This window comes from Sinomonas sp. G460-2 (assembly GCF_047759905.1).
Lineage (GTDB): Bacteria > Actinomycetota > Actinomycetes > Actinomycetales > Micrococcaceae > Sinomonas.
Genome location: NZ_JBKZWT010000479.1, coordinates 1 through 1,958, shown reverse-complemented (window position 1 = coordinate 1,958; position 1,958 = coordinate 1). Strand labels below are relative to the sequence as shown.

At 70.1% G+C, this 1,958-nt stretch carries 2 protein-coding genes; one reads left to right on the top strand and one right to left on the bottom strand.

Annotation, left to right across the window (positions count from 1 at the left end; all coding sequences use genetic code 11):
- On the top strand, window positions 1–822 hold an 822-nt coding region (locus ACLN58_RS21650), incomplete at its 5' end, for a sensor histidine kinase (RefSeq protein ID WP_415857275.1).
- A 32-nt stretch (window positions 823–854) separates the two neighbouring features.
- Here ACLN58_RS21650 and ACLN58_RS21645 read toward each other — a convergent pair.
- Window positions 855–1,487, bottom strand: a complete 633-nt coding sequence (locus ACLN58_RS21645; protein WP_415857276.1) for a response regulator — start codon at window positions 1,485–1,487, stop codon at window positions 855–857.
- Between the last annotated feature and the right edge of the window lie 471 nt (window positions 1,488–1,958).

Sequence of the window (1,958 nt, the reverse complement as noted above, 5' to 3'; positions counted from 1 at the left end):
CTCGTCGCGCAGGGCGCGGACGTGTTCGGGAACGACCGTTTCCGGGACGTGCTGCTCATGCCGTTCGGGCACGGCGGGCAGGATCAGGGTGCGCTCCTGCTCGCGCGGCGCGCCGGGACGGCCGCGTTCCACGCCGTGGACCTCGAGATGGCGCCGGTCTACTGCTCGTACGCGTCGCTCGCGCTGCAGGTGGCGCGCTCGCACCGGCTCCGCGAGGAGCTGCTCGTCTTCACGGACCGCGACCGGATCGCCCGCGACCTCCACGACGTGGTCATCCAACGCCTCTTCGCGGCCGGGCTCAGCCTGCAGGGGCTCCGGCGGTTCCTGCCGCACGGCGGGGCGCAGGAGAAGGTCGGGCAGATCACGTCCGAGCTCGACGACACGATCGCGGCCCTCCGCAGCACCATCTACTCGCTCAACGAGGCGCGGAAGCAGGACAGCCTGAGCGTGCGGCTCGTCCGGGTAGTGCAGGAGGGGACCGGCTCGCTGCCCTCGGCGCCGCGCGTAGAACTGCTCGGTCCGATCGACACGGCCGTCCCGCCCGAGGTTGCCGACCAGGCGCTCGCCGTCCTCACCGAGGGCGTCTCCAACGCGGTTCGGCACGCCGACGCGGAGTCCGTGTGGGTCACGGCCGGCGTGGCGAACGGCAAGTTCGAACTCGTCGTCGAGGACGACGGCAAAGGCCTCGGCCCCACGACCCGCCGCAGCGGGCTCAAGAACGTCCAGGAGCGCGCGGCCGCGCTCGGCGGCGCCTTCGAGGTGGGCCCGGGGGGCGACGGAGGGACGCGGCTCCGCTGGGCGGTACCGCTTCGGAGCGCGTGACCTCGCGTCGGTAACGCCCGACGGCGGGTGGTTCAGCGGGCCGTTCGGGTCCTCGCGATGAACAGCGCGGCCTGCGTGCGCCGCTCGTAGCCGAGCTTCGCGAGAAGGGACGAGACGTAATTCTTGACCGTCTTCTCCGCGAGGAAGAGCTTCTCCGCGATCTCCCGGTTCGTGAGCCCGTGCCCGATGAGCTCAAGGACGCGGCGCTCCTGCGGGCTCAGGAGCTGGAGTCGCGGATCCGTCTCGAGGGCAGGCTGGGTTGGGGTGAGGCCATCGAGGATCCTGGCCTTCGCCACCGGATCGAAGAGCGATTCACCCGCCGCGGCCCGGCGCAGCGCCGTCACGAGCTCGGTCCCGCGGATCTCCTTGAGCACATAGCCGCTCGCGCCCGCGAGGACCGCGCCCCGGAGGGACTGCTCGTCGTCGTAGCTCGTGAGCATGACGCAGCGCAGCGATGGATCCACGGTGTGGACATCGCGGCACACTTCGATCCCCGTGCCGTCCGGGAGCCGGACGTCGAGCACGGCGACGTCCGGGTGCAAGGCGGGGATCCGGCGGGCCGCCTCCGCGGCGCTGCCCGACGTTCCCACGACCTCGAAGCCCTCGTCCTCGAGCAATTCCTGGAGTCCTCGACGCACGAGCTCGTGGTCGTCGAGGATGAACACACGCACGCGGGCCGCGCCATTCCCCTCTCGCGGCCGCTCATGCTCCCCGTCATGTCGCGTGGCCTGCTGCACGGCATCCCTCCGTCTGTCCGACTGCTCGACTCGATTGGCTCTCACGATTGGTTGGTACATTCTGGGCCGACGGGCAGCTCGTGGCTAGGGACTTTAGGGCCCATCGCCACTTATTTCGTGATCTTGTCACAGGCAGTTCACTGCTGCCCGCCGTACGCTGGCCGTATGGCGGCGAGGGGGCCGTGGTCGCCACGTTCCGTGACTGGAGGTTGCGATGGTTCGCTGGGGTGGAGTTGGAATGGGCCCGCTGTGGCTCGTCCTCCTGCTGGCGCTCATCATCATTGCCCTGCTCGTGGTGATCACCGTCCGGGTGTTCACGATGCAGCAGTGGCACTTGCATCAGCAGGGCAAGGTGCCAGGCGCCTACGGGCCGTACGGGCCGTACGGCGCCGGGATGGC